Source organism: Pseudomonas piscis (assembly GCF_009380155.1).
Classification (GTDB): domain Bacteria; phylum Pseudomonadota; class Gammaproteobacteria; order Pseudomonadales; family Pseudomonadaceae; genus Aquipseudomonas; species Aquipseudomonas piscis.
Genome location: NZ_WHUV01000001.1, coordinates 1,908,877 through 1,923,317, shown reverse-complemented (window position 1 = coordinate 1,923,317; position 14,441 = coordinate 1,908,877). Strand labels below are relative to the sequence as shown.

14 protein-coding genes (1 of these 14 running past the window's edge) are annotated in these 14,441 nt (G+C 65.6%); 7 read left to right on the top strand and 7 right to left on the bottom strand.

Translation table 11 applies throughout. The features are described 5' to 3' along the window. Positions 1-49: 49 nt before the first annotated feature. A complete protein-coding gene (locus tag GDH07_RS09085; RefSeq protein WP_022643571.1) occupies positions 50-235 on the bottom strand; it encodes a hypothetical protein in 186 nt (61 codons plus the stop codon). Between the two features lie 93 nt (positions 236-328). Beyond that, on the bottom strand, positions 329-535 hold the full coding sequence (locus tag GDH07_RS09080; protein ID WP_022643570.1) for a DUF6021 family protein: 207 nt from the start codon (positions 533-535) through the stop codon (positions 329-331). A 161-nt stretch (positions 536-696) separates the two neighbouring features. Between GDH07_RS09080 and GDH07_RS09075 the strand changes: the two genes are divergently transcribed. From GDH07_RS09075 to GDH07_RS09050, 6 genes are all read left to right on the top strand, one after another. Beyond that, positions 697-1,320 carry an HAD family hydrolase gene (locus GDH07_RS09075; protein WP_152897175.1) on the top strand — a complete coding sequence of 208 codons (624 nt, stop codon included), beginning with the start codon at positions 697-699 and terminating at the stop codon, positions 1,318-1,320. A gap of 438 nt (positions 1,321-1,758) precedes the next feature. Further along, on the top strand, positions 1,759-1,947 hold the full coding sequence (locus GDH07_RS09070) for a DUF1843 domain-containing protein (protein WP_022643568.1): 189 nt from the start codon (positions 1,759-1,761) through the stop codon (positions 1,945-1,947). A 36-nt stretch (positions 1,948-1,983) separates the two neighbouring features. Further along, positions 1,984-2,610 carry a DUF1842 domain-containing protein gene (locus GDH07_RS09065; protein WP_022643567.1) on the top strand — a complete coding sequence of 209 codons (627 nt, stop codon included), beginning with the start codon at positions 1,984-1,986 and terminating at the stop codon, positions 2,608-2,610. A 51-nt stretch (positions 2,611-2,661) separates the two neighbouring features. Beyond that, the gene (locus tag GDH07_RS09060; protein WP_152897174.1) at positions 2,662-3,282 is read left to right on the top strand and encodes a DUF1842 domain-containing protein; all 621 of its coding nucleotides are present in this window, start codon (positions 2,662-2,664) and stop codon (positions 3,280-3,282) included. A gap of 135 nt (positions 3,283-3,417) precedes the next feature. Then, positions 3,418-4,884 (top strand): GDL motif peptide-associated radical SAM/SPASM maturase, encoded by a 1,467-nt coding sequence (locus tag GDH07_RS09055; RefSeq protein WP_152897173.1) that lies wholly within the window; start codon positions 3,418-3,420, stop codon positions 4,882-4,884. 175 nt (positions 4,885-5,059) lie between these two features. Continuing rightward, the gene (locus GDH07_RS09050; RefSeq protein ID WP_022643564.1) at positions 5,060-5,476 is read left to right on the top strand and encodes a VOC family protein; all 417 of its coding nucleotides are present in this window, start codon (positions 5,060-5,062) and stop codon (positions 5,474-5,476) included. Between the two features lie 165 nt (positions 5,477-5,641). On the opposite strand, the gene flgE is transcribed toward GDH07_RS09050, so the two are convergent. Further along, entirely contained in the window at positions 5,642-6,982 is a 1,341-nt protein-coding gene (gene flgE / locus GDH07_RS09045; RefSeq protein WP_152897172.1) for a flagellar hook protein FlgE, read from the bottom strand. A 29-nt stretch (positions 6,983-7,011) separates the two neighbouring features. After that, on the bottom strand, positions 7,012-7,713 hold the full coding sequence (flgD, locus tag GDH07_RS09040) for a flagellar hook assembly protein FlgD (protein ID WP_152897171.1): 702 nt from the start codon (positions 7,711-7,713) through the stop codon (positions 7,012-7,014). A 585-nt stretch (positions 7,714-8,298) separates the two neighbouring features. Here flgD and GDH07_RS09035 point away from each other — a divergent pair. Next, positions 8,299-9,078, top strand: coding sequence for a helix-turn-helix transcriptional regulator (locus GDH07_RS09035; protein ID WP_152897170.1), 780 nt, complete (start codon positions 8,299-8,301; stop codon positions 9,076-9,078). A gap of 41 nt (positions 9,079-9,119) precedes the next feature. Here the strand turns inward: GDH07_RS09035 and GDH07_RS09030 are convergent, their stop codons facing one another. The 3 genes from GDH07_RS09030 to GDH07_RS09020 form a co-directional block, all read right to left on the bottom strand. Further along, positions 9,120-11,078: a MacB family efflux pump subunit gene (locus GDH07_RS09030; protein WP_152897169.1), complete on the bottom strand. Its 1,959-nt coding sequence runs from the start codon at positions 11,076-11,078 to the stop codon at positions 9,120-9,122. A 2-nt stretch (positions 11,079-11,080) separates the two neighbouring features. After that, on the bottom strand, positions 11,081-12,232 hold the full coding sequence (gene macA, locus GDH07_RS09025) for a macrolide transporter subunit MacA (protein ID WP_152897168.1): 1,152 nt from the start codon (positions 12,230-12,232) through the stop codon (positions 11,081-11,083). A gap of 159 nt (positions 12,233-12,391) precedes the next feature. Continuing rightward, positions 12,392-14,441 carry the final stretch of an amino acid adenylation domain-containing protein gene (locus tag GDH07_RS09020; RefSeq protein WP_343038199.1) on the bottom strand. Its footprint extends 12,629 nt past the window's final position, so 2,050 of the gene's 14,679 nt are visible here — the last part of the coding sequence; the start codon falls outside the window, past its right edge; it ends in the stop codon at positions 12,392-12,394.

Genomic DNA, 14,441 nt, shown 5'->3' with positions numbered 1-14,441 from the left:
ACAGAATCAGAAAGCCCCGGACGAACCGGGGCTTCTCGTTGCCAGTCAGCTATCGTGCGGCGGGCCTGGGCCGGTCCTTGCGCACCGGCAAGGCAGCGGCGAAGGCCAGGGCCTCTTCCCGGGTGCCGAAGGTGGCAAGCCGGTCGCCCGGGGTGCAGACCTTCCAGGGTCCGTTATTGACGCTCAGTACCTGATAGCCATTGATCTGCATCTTGTTCAGCAGTGGCGTACTCATACACACCTCCCTCTCGTCAGCAAGCCTGGGGCTGGCCGGTCCACCTTACACCCGCCCAACGCTATGGCGACTGCCACATGTCGGCGCGACGACTCACTTCTTCAGGTTGGCCAGGGGGTCGTAGGCCCGGGAGCGCTTGCGCTCGTGCTCGGGGCGTGGTCGGTCCAGCGGCGCCCTGGCCGGACCCACCGGATCTACCTGGGGGTCCTCGAGATCCGGCGAGTCAGGGTCGAAACCCGGCTCATGGCGGCCGCTGGCGTGCTCGGACGAACTGGGCCCGGTGGGTGGCTTGGTGCTCATGGGGCTCCTCCTGCTCGGGGCGACTGGACGACGGTTAAAGACATAGATCGTCGTGCGCCGCGAGGGTGCCGTCGACCGGACCAATGGCGCGGTTGCATTGCAATGCACCACCCGGCACCGCAGGATGACGCCCTGGCCCTCAACCGCTTCAGGAAATGTTCATGACGATTCGTGCTGTGGTTTTCGACTTCGGTGGCGTGCTGTTCGACTGGAGTCCCCATCATCTGTACCGGCAACTGATCCCCGACGACCAGCGTCGCCAGTGGTTCCTCGACACCATCTGCACCCAGGCCTGGAACACCCTGCAGGACGGCGGTCGCAGCCTGGCCGAAGCGACCCGCAGCCTGGTGGCCGAGCACCCCGAACAGGCACCGCTGATCGAAGCCTATTACGGGCGCTGGGTGGAAATGCTGCGCGGGCAGCTGGACGACGGCGTGGCCCTGCTGGAGGAACTGCACCAGGCGCGAATGCCACTGTTCGGCCTGACCAACTGGTCCCGCGAGACCTTCCCCCATGCCTGGGACAACTACCCCTTCCTGCGGCGCTTCCGTGACATCGTGGTCTCCGGCCAGGAGCGGCAGCTCAAGCCCGAGCCGCCGATCTACCACACCACGGTGCAACGCATCCGCGCCCACCTGCCGGACATCGCCCCCGGGGAACTGGCGTTCATCGACGACCACGAACCGAACATCGTCGCGGCCCGGGCACTGGGCTGGAATGCCATCCACCACCTCAACGCGCAGCAGACCCGCACACAATTGCAGGCGCTGGGCGTCAGCCTCTGACCACCCCGCCACCCCTCGATCCAGCAGCGGCGGCCTGTAGCCGCTGCTACAGGCCGCGCACGGCTGGGCACAGGCCGCAACGGCTGGCCCCAGGTTGCGCCTGACACAAGGTTGCGCCTGACACACCGCGCCGCACGCCTCTCGGGCGCTGCGCGACCGTACGCGGCCTCGCAGGCGCGACAGCGGCTACAAAGGCTGCGAGGGGTTCGGCACGGGCGGCAAGACAGCCGCGCTATCACCCCGGGCAATCAGCCCTATCGCCCTTTGGAATCAGCAGCCGAACCCCCGCAAACAGCCGCTCATCCGGCGTGAATCCACCGGTCGGAAACCCCTGAAATCAGTGTGCCATTAGCCGGCCTTTTCCAACGGCGCTGCTTAACTGCAAAAGCTGCCGAGTACCGCAGCATTTCCCCCCAATCACCACGGAAGGCATACGCCATGAGCAATGCACCGCACCATGTGATTCCCCCCTATGGAGTAGCGATCCAATCGGCGATCTCCGAAGGCCAGCTGCCGCAGATGAAAGCCTTGCTGGCCAAGCGCGACAGCAACCAGGCCGAGCCTGCGGAACTGCGCGCCGCCTATGAACAACTGGCCAAGGAAGTCGCCCGCCTGGAACGGCACTGACCGCTGTTCCCCTGTCACTGTATGGAGGCAAAGCAAATGTCCGGTTCCAACGCACAAGAAAGCCTGTTTCCCCTGAGCTATCGCATCGGCACCTCGCAACCCGGAGCGCCGAACCTGCAACTCAACCTGCTGGTCTACACCCCCGAGCGCAGCCTGCGTGGCAACTCGTCGATCACCCAGGCGGCCAGCCCGCCGCTGGACCTGCAGACCGACGACTGGGGCCAGTACACCTACCTGACCGTGACGTCCGGCACCAAGATCCTCCTCAGCGTCGCCGGCAACCAGGGTGGCCCGGGCGCCAACTCGATCATCACCTTCAAGCTGCAACTGGTGGTCGACGACGACTGGAAGCAAGGCGTCGCCAACTACCAGTTCTACAACGGCCATACCTGGTCGACGGTGAACAACGCACCGGCCTACCTGGAGAACAACATCCAGTCCAGCAGCCTGTCCCGGCCCCAGCCCCACGGCCATGCCCATCATCCGCTGCCACCCCTGGCGGCGCTGTACGCGGCCCCGATCCACGGCGCCATCGCCAGCGGCGACCTGGCGCAGATGAAGAGCCTGCACCGGGTGGCGACCCAGCAACTGGAGCAGCTGCCGCTGATCCGCACCGCGCTGGACGCCGCCAAGTCCGAGATCGCCAGGCAGGAGCGGCGCTGAGCCCCGGGCCCGGCACACTTCGACGCATCCATCACGCCAAGGAGTAGCAGCATGACAACTGGACTGTTCCATACCCGCCTGATCATCACCAACCCCGTGGTCGGCGCACCGATCCTGACCCTCGACCTGCTGGTCAACACCGTGCAGAAAACCGTCTCCGGCCTGGCCCAGGTGACCCAGAGCACTTCGCCGCCAGTGCGCTTCAGCGCCGACGTCTGGGGCAACTACTCGCAGATCAAGCTCGACCAATCCAGCGAGGGGCACCTGGTGCTCAACCTCGCGGGCAACCCCAGCGGCCCCGGTAGCCAGACCGCCGAAACCTTCCACTTGCAGGGCCTCCTCGGCCTGGACTGGGCCAGTGGTTTCGCCAGCTATCGCTTCAACTACCAGGGCCACTGGCACGAGGTGCAACACGCCGCCGTCAGCCCGGCCCCGGTGGAACAGGCGGCGCAGGCCGAGCCCCAGGGCCGGGCCGGCAATGCGGCCGAGCAGGCGCACCTGCACCCGCACCCGCTGTACGCCGTGGCGTTGCAGCAGGCCCAGGCCAGCGGCGACCTGGCCCGGCTCAAGGCCCTGGTGGCCCAGGCCGAGCAGCAGGTGGCCAACGGTGAGCGGCTGAACAAGGCCGTGCAGCAGCTGCAGGTGGAAATCACCCGCCTGGAACAACGCTGAACCCGGCTTCCGGGACCGGCCCACCAGGGCCGGCCCCGGACCGCAGGACAACCGACCGCGCCACTGTCGCTCAAGGAAGGCGCGCCTATTTCCATGGGTTGGTGCCGCGCACCGCTGGGTGCGCAAGGATCTTTCATGTCAGACCATCTCCCCGCCCGCTACCTCAGCGAAAGCGATATCAAGCGCTACGTGCCTGTGCACGTGGTCTGGGAAATCACCCTCGCCTGTGACCTCAAGTGCCTGCACTGCGGCTCCCGGGCCGGCCACCGGCGCCCCGGCGAGCTGAGCACCGGCGAGTGCCTGGAAGTGATCGACGCCCTGGCCGCCCTGGGCACCCGGGAAGTCACCCTGATCGGTGGCGAAGCCTATTTGCGCAAGGACTGGACCCGACTGATCCAGGCCATTCACGACCATGGCATGTACGTGGCGATCCAGACCGGTGGACGCAACCTGACCCCGGCCAAGATGCAGGCGGCGATAGACGCCGGGCTCGATGGCGTCGGCGTGTCCCTGGATGGGCTGGCACCGCTGCATGATGCGGTGCGCAACGTTCCCGGCTCCTTCGCCAAGGCCCTGGACACCCTGCACCGGGCCAAGCAGGCCGGGCTCAAGGTCAGCGTCAACACCCAGATCGGCGCCGCTACCCTGCCCGACCTGCCGGCCCTGATGGAGCTGATCATCGAGGCCGGCGCCAGCCACTGGCAGATCCAGCTGACCGTGGCCATGGGCAACGCCGTGGATCACCCCGAGCTGCTGTTGCAGCCCTACCAGTTGCTGGACGTCATGCCGCTGCTGGCGCGGCTGTACCGCGAAGGCAGCGAGCGCGGGCTGCTGATGAACGTCGGCAACAACATCGGCTACTACGGCCCATACGAACACCTGTGGCGCGGCTTCGGCGACGAGCGCGTGCACTGGAGCGGTTGCGCCGCCGGGCAGACGGTGCTGGCCCTGGAGGCCGACGGCACGGTCAAGGGCTGCCCGTCCCTGGCCACCGTGGGCTTCTCCGGCGGCAACGTGCGCAACATGAACCTGCACGATATCTGGCACTACAGCGAAGGCATCCACTTCGGCCGGCTGCGCTCGGTGGACGATCTCTGGGGCTACTGCCGCACCTGCTACTACAACGATGTCTGCCGGGGTGGTTGCACCTGGACCTCGCATTCGCTGCTGGGCAAGCCGGGCAACAACCCTTACTGCCACTACCGGACCCTGGACCTGGCGAAAAAGGGCCTGCGCGAACGTATCGTCAAGCTCGAGGAAGCAGGCCCGGCCTCGTTCTCCGTGGGTCGCTTCGACCTGATCACCGAACGCATCGACAGTGGCGAAACGGTCTCCAGCGTCAGCGACAGCGGCCAGGTGATCAAGCTGGCCTGGGTCAACCAGGGCCACGCGTCCCCCGAGGAAGGACGTGTCCCGCCGCGACTGGCCCTGTGCCGGGCCTGCCTGCAGTACATCCATGGCCATGAAACCACCTGCCCGCATTGCCAGGCCGATATCGCCAGTGCCGAGGCTCGGCACCAGGAAGACCGCCTGCGCCAGCAGGCGCTGATCAACACCCTGCACCAGTTGCTCGGCCTGCCCCAGGAGCAGCCCCGCCTGTAGCGCCGCCGGCCGCCCCCGGGCGGTCGGCTATAAGCCCTGGGCGAACCATAGGAAAAGCGTCTAAAAAAAACCCTCGCGCCGGCGCGTTCGGCGCTTTGCTATGCAATATCCACCGATGCCGCCAAGGCTGTCGGTTTCTCCAGGGTCCGCCCTGGCCGCACAAGGAAAGTACGCGATGAAGATCAATCCCTACCTGGTATTCAACGGCGATTGCCGGGCCGCCTTCACCTTCTATGCCCAGTGCCTGAACGGCACCCTGGAAATGATGCTGACCTTCGGCGAGAGCCCGGCCCGCGACCAACTGCCGGCCAACTGCCACGCCCTCATCATGCATACCCGGCTCAATGTCGGCGACCAGGTGCTGATGGCCTCGGACAGCACCCCGGACCTGCCCTACGCCGGCATCCGGGGTTGCTCCATCGCGTTGAACATCGACAACGCCGCCGAAGCCGAACGGGTATTCAATGCCCTGCTCGAGCAAGGCAGCGTCCGCATGCCCCTGGAGGAAACCTTCTGGGCCGAGCGTTTCGGCATGCTGGAAGACAGGTTCGGGGTGTCGTGGATGGTCAACTGCGAAAAAAAGAGCCATTGACCCGCAGCGCCATCGGCTGCGCGGCGACCAGGGGCGCGCAACGCCCTGAAAGGAGGGTGGGACAACTGGGCCGCGCTGTTGTGGCCCATCCCTGGGGCGAAACCCTGCACCCAATCCGCGAACCGGGTGCTGGGGCCCTTGCAGGCCACGGCACCCGGATCAGTATCAAGTCATCTGCATGGTGGTCTGCATGATGCTGTTCTGGGTGGAGATGATCTTGGCGCTGGCCTGGTAGTTACTCTGGGCCTTGATCAAGTTCACCAGTTCGTTGGTCAGGTTGACGTTGGACTCCTCCAGGGCACCCGACACCACGGCGCCCAGCGTGCCGGTTTTCGGCGCATCGTAGCCAGGAATGCCCGAGGCGAAGGTTTCCCTCCACTGGGTGCCACCTACCGGCTGCAGGCCCTGTTCGTTGGTAAAGCTGGCCAGGGAGATCTGGCCGATCGCCCTGGTCTGCTCGTTGCTGAAGCTGGCCATCAGCACGCCGTTGCCATCGATGGTCAGGCTGGCGATCTGGCCGGTGGAATAGCCATTCTGGGCAATGACCGAGCGGTTGGTTTCACCGGATACCGAGCCGGTTCTGGTCATGTCGATATTGACGCCCTTGGGCGCGGCCTTGGCCCCGTTAGGGGTGAACACACCCTTGGTCACGGTGCCGGGAGTCCAGGCGCCAGCCGCCATGACGATCTTGTTGCCCTCCACCGTGAACTGGCTGGCGGAGGCAGGCGTGGGCGGCGTGAGGGACTGCAGCTTGCCCGAAGCATCGAACTTCATGGTGATCGGGGCCTGGTTGTTCATGCTGAAGGCCGTGCCATCCGGGTTGCGCCCATTGACCAGGGTGTAGGTCTGCCAGGTGTTGGGGCCGGTCTTGATCATGTACTGGTCCATGACATGCTTGTTGCCCTGAGTGTCATAGATCGGCGTGCTGAACTGCTTGGTGTAGGTGGTGTTGTCACTGGGGTTGAACACATAAGCCGGAGACTTGGCCGCGGTATCTATGACCTTGGCGTTGGAGTCCAGGTTGATGGTCGAGGAGATCGAATCGGTGGGCTTGGGCGCCAGGTTCGAAGTATCGATCCGCAGGTCGGTCAGCACACCGTTGATGATCTTGCCGTTGGCATCCACCCCATAACCTTGCAAGCGGGCGGTGCCGTCGCTGTTGGTGATGTAGCCCTCCTTGTCGGTCCTGAAGTTGCCGGCACGGGTGTAAGTCAGGGAGCCATTGGTGCTCAGCACGAAGAAGCCCTGGCCCTGGATCCCCACGTCCAGCACGTTGCCGGTGTTGTTGATGTCGCCGTTGGTGAACTGCTGGGACACGTTGGCCAGGCGTACACCGTTGCCCACGACCCGGGCACCGCTGCCCAGCTTGGTGGCCGAGTACACGTCGGCGAACTCCGCACGGGAGAACTTGAATCCCTTGGTCGCAACGTTGGAGATGTTGTTCCCGGTCACGTCCAACTGCTTGTTCGCGGCAAAGAGCCCGCTAAGGCCGATATTGAAAGACATGTTCCACTCCTTTATGCCGTTATCCGGCGCTAGATACCTATGGTTCTTATTTTGGAGAGGCCAATCGGGTTGCTGATGCCCGCCAGGTTCAACATCAACTCGCCACCGGTCTGGCTGACGGTGACGCTGTTGACCCTGGCCGGCAGGTAAGTGACCAGGGATGTGCCCTTGCCATCGATGGTGGTACTGGCCTTGAAGGTGTAGGTGCCAGGCGGGGCCTTGGTGCCATCGGCCCTGGTGCCGTCCCAGACGAAGCTGGCGTTGCCGGCCTTCTGGTTGCCCAGCTCGAGGGTCTTGACCGTCTTGCCGTCCTTGTCGGTGATGGTCACGGTGACCGACTTCACACCAGATGGAACAGCCACCGAGCCGGTCATGCTCTTGCTGGTGTCGACCAGGGTGGTACCGGTCTGGACCACGACCGAACGGCCTATCAAGGATGAGGCCAGCAAGGTCTGGGACGACTTGTAGGAACCGGCGATGGCGCTCACCGAGTTGTTGAGGGTGGTGATCCCTTCCAGGGTCGAGAACTGGGCCAACTGGGCCACGAACGCACTGTTGTCCTGGGGATCCAGCGGGTTCTGGTTGTTCAGCTGGGTCACCAACAGCTTGAGAAACGCATCCTTGCCCAGCGATTGCCTGCCCGGCGCGCCATTGGGAGCGTTTGCTTCAGGGGCGTCTCTGGTCTTTCTCGGCGAGAGGGCCGCAGAGCTGGGAACATCGCTAACACCCATGGGAATGACCTCCTAATGCACTGATAGAGGTTCGGGGCTTTTTGCCCCTTTTGGTTTTTCGTTTCAGCGCTTGGGCATCAGCAATCTGTGTGCCAGGCAAGCCAATGCAGTAAATCAAGGCTTCGGCGCTGGCGGGCAGGCGGCAAGCTGCAGGAAGCGGCAAGAAATTGCCGCCAAATATCGGAAATTTCGCCAATAATCATCGATCATCGGAAAATTCCTACCTCATCGATAAGAATAAACAACCTCACTCTTCAGGCAGAGCGAACCGCCCTGGAAACCCGGCAAGGTTCAGGTTCGGCAGAACGCCAAGATGGGCATAACTCTTGTGCCGGCAAGGCCCGATCGAAAAAATTTTTACCCCGGCAAAAAGCCGCGATCCCCCCGCCAGCCGGCGCCTTGCGGGCAGCGCGGCGGTCTAGGACGCGGACTTTTGCGCAACTTCATCAAACGGCCACCGAATCCCTGTACTAGGATACGAAGCGCCCTTTGGTCGATCTGCATGAAACAGGAGTTAAACAGGCAGTCGACCAAACCCGTTGCTATAAGGCAGCCCTTCCACACTTCACATTCATGGATGAAATGATGAACTCACAAGCACTGTTCCCCCATATCGGCAAGGTCATCGCCAGCACCGGCAGCCGCCGTTTTCCACGCATGCTGCACGACCTGATCCTCACCCAGCTGGCGGTGGACGCCACCCATATCACCCAGCTGCGGGCAGATCCGGAACAGGCCAGCGAAGGTCATCGGCGCAGTGCCGTGCACCACCGCCATCCCCTGCACGACAAGCCGGCCAACGACGATCCGCTGCTGCGCGCGGCCTTTCCCGAGCAGAGCGCCGAGTCCGGCCCCGCCCTCCTGCGGCGCCATGGTCCCGGCAAGGACACGGCGCAGCTGCACCTGACCGTCCGCAAGGATGCCTACCAGTACGTGCTCTCGGTGTACCGCAGCAACCAGGCCCGCAGCTTCTCGCCCCAGGAACGCCTGCTGCTCGAAGACTTCTCGCCGCTGCTGCTGCCCATGGTGGAAAAGCACATCAGCGCCCTGCAGCCCCGCGGCCAGGACGGCGAGCAGGACAACACCGCCGTCGAGGGCCTGGAGACCCTGCGCCTGCGTTTCGCCGACCGCCTGGCGCAGTCCGGCCTGAGCCTGTCCAACCGCGAGATGGAAGTCTGCGTCGGCCTGCTGGCCGGGCGTACCGCGCCACAGCTGGCCGAGCAGTGCCAGCTCAAGGTCAACACCGTCGAGAGCTACCTCAAGCGCGCGGCGATCAAGCTGGGCATCAGCGGCCGACACTCGCTGCTGCGCTGGATGTACTCGCCCCAGGAAGCCGCCGCGCCGGTCGCCGCCAACGCCGAGTAAAGCCACCGCGGCGCCGGTGTCCGGCGCCGCGCCGCCCGGCGTCAATCCCGGGCCAAGGCTTCGATCGGATCCAGGCGCGCCGCGTTGCGCGCCGGGACGAACCCGAAGACCACCCCGATCAGCGTCGAGCAGGCGAACGCAGTAATGATCGAGCCCATGGAGAACACCATCTCCCACTCCTTGATGAACAAGGTGAACAGGTAGCCGATGGCGAAGGACAGGGCGATGCCGATGGCGCCGCCGATCAGGCAGACCATCACCGCCTCCACCAGGAATTGCTGGCGGATGTCCGACTGCCGTGCCCCTACCGCCATGCGGATGCCGATCTCGCGGGTGCGCTCGGTGACCGACACCAGCATGATGTTCATCACCCCGATGCCGCCCACCAGCAGGGAGATCACCGCAATCAGCGATAGCAACAGCGCCAGCGAGCGGCTGGTGCGCTGCACCGTCTGCATGATGCTGTCCAGGTTGTTGGTGAAGAAATCCTTGGTGCCGTGGCGCTGCTCCATGAGCTTCTTGACGTGCTCCTCCACCACCTTGCTCGGCTGGCCGTCCTTGATCTTCACGCTGATGCTGTCCAGGTGGCGCTGGCCCAACACCCGCCCGGCGGCAGTCTCGTAGGGCACCCAGACGTTGAGCAGGTTGGCCGCGGTGAACAGGTTCTTGTTCTCGGCGGTGACGCCGATCACCGTGCACGGCAGGTTGCCCACCAGGATCACCTGCCCCAAAGGATCGACATCCGGGCCGAACAGGCGATTGCGGGTGTTGTGGTCGATGACCACCACCTGGGCCTGGCGCCGGGCGTCGTTCTCGCTGAAGGCGATGCCGGCGGCCAGCTTGATGTCGCGGACCTTGAAGTACAGGTGGCTGACGCCGTTGACCGTGGCATTGAGGTCGATGTTGCCGTAGCGCAACAGCAGGCTGCGGCCGACCATCGGCGTGGCGCTGTCGACGTAGTACAGCTGGTTCAGGGCGGTGACGTCGGCGGGCATCAGGGTCTGGATCCCCGCCGCCCGGCTGTCGCCGAAGCTGGCCCCGGGAAAGATGTCGATGGTGTTGCTGCCGATCGCCTGGATGTCCTTGAGCACGTAGCGCTTGGCGCCCTCGCCGATGGCCACGATGGACACCACCGAGGTGATGCCGATGATGATCCCGAGCATGGTCAGCAAGGTGCGCATGCGGTGCGAGACCAGCGCCACCCAGGCCATCACGAAGGCCTCCTTGAACAGCCCCAGGCTGGCCACCAGGCGCCGGCCCGCAGCCGCGCGGGCGCTCACCTGCGGCGGCGCCTCCAGCTCCTGCGGCGGCCTTGGGTTGGTCCGGTCGCTGACGATCTCGCCGTCGCGTACTTCGATGATGCGCTCGGCATTGGCCGCCACCTTGGGGTCGTGGGTGACGATGATCACCGTGTGCCCGGCGGCGTGCAGCTCCTGGAGAATGCGCATCACCTCCTTGCCGCTGCTGGTGTCCAGGGCCCCGGTAGGTTCGTCGGCGAGGATCACCTCGCCGCCGTTCATCAGCGCCCGGGCGATGCTCACCCGCTGCTGCTGGCCCCCGGACAGCTGGTTGGGCCGGTGCTCCAGGTGCCCGGCCAGGCCCAGGCGCGCCAGCAGCTCGCGAGCCCGGCCATGGCGCCGGGCCTGGGGACTGCCGGCGTAGATCGCCGGGATCTCGACGTTGTGCATGGCGTTGAGGTGGGGCAGCAGGTGGTAGCGCTGGAAGATGAAGCCGAAATAATCGCGGCGCAGTTCCGCCAGGGCCTGGTCGTCCAGATCGCGGGTTTCCCGGCCATTGACCTGGTAGCTGCCGGCCGTGGCGTAGTCCAGGCAACCGAGGATGTTCATCAGGGTCGACTTGCCCGAGCCCGAGGCGCCGGTGATGGCCACCATCTCCCCAGCCTCGATGCACAGGTCGATGTTCTTCAGCGCCAGGAACTCACGCTCGCCGGCCTTGAAGCTGCGGCTGATGCCCTTGAGCTGCAACAGTGGCTGGGTCATGGTCAGGCCCCCGCCGTGCCGGACAACGGATCACCGATCACCACCTTGTCGCCCTCGGCCAGGCCGTCCTTGACCTGCACCTTGACGTTGTTGTTGATCCCGGTGCTGATGTTGCGCGACTGGGCCTGGCCCTTGGCATCCAGCACCCGGACCGCGAAGCTGCCGTCGGCATTGCGCGGGCCTAAGGCCGCCACCGGCACCATCAGCACATCCTTGGCGGTGTCCAGGACGATGCGCACCTGGGCGGTCATGGAGATGCGCAGGCGGTGGTCGGGGTTGGGCACATCGAACAGCGCGTTGTAGAACACCGCGGTGTTCTGCTTGGGGGTACCGGTCGGCTGGGTTTCGAGAAAGTTCTGCGGCGCCGGTTCCGTGCCCCGCAGCTTGGCGTAGTAGCGCTTCTCGGATTCGCCGAGGATGGTGAAGTACACCTGCTGGCCGGGGCTGATGTGGATCACGTCGGCCTCGGACACCTGGGCCTTGACGGTCATGGTGTCCAGGTCGGCGAGTTTGAGCAGCACCGGCGCCAGCTGGTTGGCGATCACAGTCTGGCCTTCCTGGGTCACGATCCCCACCACGTCGCCGTCGATGGGCGCGACGATGCGGGTGTAGGCCAGGTTGACCTTGGCCGTGTCGATCTGGATCTGCGCGCTCTTGATCTGCGCGTCCAGGGACATCAGGGTGGCGCGCTGCACCTCGTAGTTGGACTCGGAGGTATCGAAGTCCTGCTTGGAGATCGAGGCGTCCGTCTGCAGCTCGCCATAGCGCTCGTAGATGGCCTTGGTTTCCTTGAGCTGGGCAGCGGTGGCACGGCGCTTGGCCTGCAGGTTCTCCTCGTCCACCTCGGCCTGGCGCAGGGTGTTGCGCAGGACCAGGGGGTCGATCTCCGCCAGCCACTGGCCCTTCTTCACCTTGTCCCCGACCTTGACCTTGAGGGACTTCAATTGCCCGGAGACCTGGGCGCCGACATCCACCTGCTTGATGCCTTCCAGCAGCCCCGAGGCCAGCACTGCGTTCTCGATGTCGCCCCGTTCGACGATGGCGGTCAGGTACTGCGGCGGCTGTGCCGGCGCGCGCACCGTATAGAAAATCAATCCGGCCACGACCACCAGCAACAGCCCCATACCGATTTTGCGAAACTTCGACTTTTCCATAGATGACCACGAGTACGTTGAGGGTTGGCGGCGCCGGCCAGCGGCGCGCCCCCTGGCGGGACACCGTGTTGCCGTGATGAGCGGTGTCCCAGGTGGATGAAAGGTCCTATCCGGCCGCCGGCGGGCACCCGCCCGCCGCCAGCCAGGTCGTCCCTGGCGTCATGACACGACCTCCTCCCGGGGCAGCGCCAGGCCGTCCTGCCACCAGGCCGCCAGGTGCCGCACATTGGGTGCCTTGAGCAGGCTGAAGTGGTTGCCCGGGGCGTACCACACGCCCAACTCGCCCACCAGGCCGCGCCAGCCCTGGATCATGTCCTGCTGTTCCCGACGGTTGCCGGCGGCGTCCAGCACCGGGTCGTCGGCCAGCACCAGGCGCACCCGTCCAGGGTAGCCATCCCCGGGCCGGTAGCAGGTGCGCAGGGCCGTGGCGAAGGTCCGCGCCGGGCCATGCATGGCCCGGGGGTCGGCACGCTGGGACAGCAGGCCGATACGCACCATGCCCGCGTGCAACTGGCGCATCTGTGCGGCGTCATCCGCGGCGGCAAACCCCTCGGCATCGATACCCATGTCGCGACCGGCGGACAACTGCATGGATTCGATCAGGCGTTGCAGCGCCGCCGTGGTGGTATAGGGCCGTCCCACCAGGCCCGTTCCTCCTGGGGCCTGGCTGTCGAGCAGGGTCAGGGACGCCACGTCGCGGCCGGCGGCCTGCAACAGCGTGGCCATCTCGAACGCCACCCAGCCGCCGAAGGAGTGGCCGATCAGGTGCAGCGGCCCGCTCGGGTGCTGCTCCTTTATCGCTTGCAGGTAATGCCTGGCCGCCACTTCCACCTGGCCATGGGGCGCATCGTTGCCATCCAGGCCCCGGGCCTGCAGGCCGAAGATCGGCCAATCCGGCCCCAGAGCCTCGGCCAGGCCGATGAAGCCGGTAATGCTGTCGCCGGCCCCGGGCACGCAGAAGATCGGCACCTGCCCGGCACGCCCACCCTGGATCCGCAGCAACGGCTGGTGGGCCTGGCCGGTACGGGCGGCCAGCCTCGGAGCCTGCTCCAGGGCCAGGCCCATGGCCTGCCCCAAGGCCTGGACATGGGGCGGCTGCATCATGCTCAGGTGGTCGCCGGGAACGCTGATGCAATGCAACTGCTCCACCGCCAGCACTTCACCCCAACCCAGGGTCGGGCTGCGCCGGGACAGTTCGGTGGGTCGTTCGGCGGCGCAGAACAGATGCACCGGCACACCGATCGGATGCAACCGGTAATGGGCCAGCGCATGCCCATGGGCCACCTCGCGATCCAGGTACTGCCACAACTGCTCGGGGTTGGCCGCCTCCAGCTGGTCGAACAACAGGCGCTGATCGCGCAGGCAGTGCAGCAAGGCCGCGAAATCGAGGCCGTCGAGCTGTCCGTGCAATCGCTCCAAAGCCGCCAGCGCCACGCTGCCGGCCTCGCCCTGGGCGCTCCAGTAGGCCTGGCACTGCAACAGCAAGTGCTGCTGGTGGGCATCGGCGCCGGACCAGCGCGCCTTGCCCTGGTCGGTCAGGCGCGGCACGTAGCTGTCGATCAGGCCGAGGAACTCCACCTGCTGATCCAGCCCGAGCAGTTGCTGGGCGATTTCATAGGCCAGCACACCCCCGAACGACCAGCCGGCGATACGGTACGGGCCCTCGGGCTGGGCCTCGCGCAAGACCTGCACCAAACGCGTGGCCAGGCATTCCAGGGTGCGCAGTTGCGGCTGGCCCAGGGCGATGCCGGGCAGGCCATAGATGGGGAAATCCCCCGGCAGATGTTGCCCCAGCACCGGGAAGTACAGGTCCAGCCCGGTGAACTCGTGCACCAGGAACAACGCCGGCCCACTGCCGCAGCGGATCGGTACCAGCTCCAGGGCCGGCGCCGCGCCACGCTCCTCCAGCAGCCGCGCCATGGCGGCCACGCTGGCGTGCTGGAACAGGTCCGCCAGGCCCAGCTCGAAACCCGCCTGTTGCAGGCGGTTGACCAGCTGGATCGCCAGCAGCGAGTGCCCGCCCTGCTCGAAGAAATGCTCGTGGCGCCCCACCTGGGGCATGTGCAGGACCTGGGTCCAGTGCTCGGCCAAGGCTTGCTCCAGGGGCGTGCGTGGCGCCTCGTAGGTACTGCTGGCCCGGGTTTCGGGCCCCGGAGCCGGCAGCGCCTTGCGATCCAGCTTGCCATTGGCGGTCAACGGCAACGTCTCC

Excerpts from the sequence above, each read along its gene's own strand:
- GDH07_RS09085 (WP_022643571.1), bottom strand. The coding sequence starts at position 235 with ATGAGTACGCCACTGCTGAACAAGATGCAGATCAATGGCTATCAGGTA.
- GDH07_RS09080 (WP_022643570.1), bottom strand. The coding sequence starts at position 535 with ATGAGCACCAAGCCACCCACCGGGCCCAGTTCGTCCGAGCACGCCAGC.
- GDH07_RS09075 (WP_152897175.1), top strand. The coding sequence starts at position 697 with ATGACGATTCGTGCTGTGGTTTTCGACTTCGGTGGCGTGCTGTTCGAC.
- GDH07_RS09070 (WP_022643568.1), top strand. The coding sequence starts at position 1,759 with ATGAGCAATGCACCGCACCATGTGATTCCCCCCTATGGAGTAGCGATC.
- GDH07_RS09065 (WP_022643567.1), top strand. The coding sequence starts at position 1,984 with ATGTCCGGTTCCAACGCACAAGAAAGCCTGTTTCCCCTGAGCTATCGC.
- GDH07_RS09060 (WP_152897174.1), top strand. The coding sequence starts at position 2,662 with ATGACAACTGGACTGTTCCATACCCGCCTGATCATCACCAACCCCGTG.
- GDH07_RS09055 (WP_152897173.1), top strand. The coding sequence starts at position 3,418 with ATGTCAGACCATCTCCCCGCCCGCTACCTCAGCGAAAGCGATATCAAG.
- GDH07_RS09050 (WP_022643564.1), top strand. The coding sequence starts at position 5,060 with ATGAAGATCAATCCCTACCTGGTATTCAACGGCGATTGCCGGGCCGCC.
- flgE (WP_152897172.1), bottom strand. The coding sequence starts at position 6,982 with ATGTCTTTCAATATCGGCCTTAGCGGGCTCTTTGCCGCGAACAAGCAG.
- flgD (WP_152897171.1), bottom strand. The coding sequence starts at position 7,713 with ATGGGTGTTAGCGATGTTCCCAGCTCTGCGGCCCTCTCGCCGAGAAAG.
- GDH07_RS09035 (WP_152897170.1), top strand. The coding sequence starts at position 8,299 with ATGAACTCACAAGCACTGTTCCCCCATATCGGCAAGGTCATCGCCAGC.
- GDH07_RS09030 (WP_152897169.1), bottom strand. The coding sequence starts at position 11,078 with ATGACCCAGCCACTGTTGCAGCTCAAGGGCATCAGCCGCAGCTTCAAG.
- macA (WP_152897168.1), bottom strand. The coding sequence starts at position 12,232 with ATGGAAAAGTCGAAGTTTCGCAAAATCGGTATGGGGCTGTTGCTGGTG.